Source organism: Stutzerimonas nitrititolerans, assembly GCF_003696285.1.
GTDB lineage: Bacteria > Pseudomonadota > Gammaproteobacteria > Pseudomonadales > Pseudomonadaceae > Stutzerimonas > Stutzerimonas nitrititolerans.
The window spans coordinates 1-364 of record NZ_RFFL01000095.1 but is presented as its reverse complement, the minus strand read 5'-3'; the positions used below and the strand labels follow the sequence as shown (position 1 = coordinate 364).

The following is a 364-nucleotide window of genomic DNA, read 5'->3' as shown; positions in this document are numbered from 1 at the left end:
GCCTGCCGACTTCGGACGCTCGGGCTCTCCGCCGCCCTTGCTGGCATTGACCAGCTTCTGCTCGGCCTCCTGCAGACGGGCCTGCAGCTCGCCCTGCTTGGTCAGCATTTCGTCGACCTTGGCTCGGGTTTCAGCCTGCATTTCGCCGTGGCGGGATATCTCCTTCTGGCTGGCTTCAGCCTGGGATTTGATCTGATCGCCGATCTGCTTGAGGCTGGTACTCAGTTCGTTGTACTGCTTTTCGAAGTCGCTCATTGCGATTCTCCTTTGAGGATATAGGTCAGTTCTTTTGCCGCCTGCAAAGCGGCGGAGAGGTCAGGAGCGACAGCGCGGGGCGTATCGGTCGGGACAGCGCGCGGCTTGT

General features: G+C 60.7%; 1 pseudogene. It reads right to left on the bottom strand.

Annotated elements, in window-relative coordinates:
• A pseudogene (locus EA795_RS20860) lies at positions 1-255 on the bottom strand (phage major capsid protein); the annotation flags it as partial.
• Between the last annotated feature and the right edge of the window lie 109 nt (positions 256-364).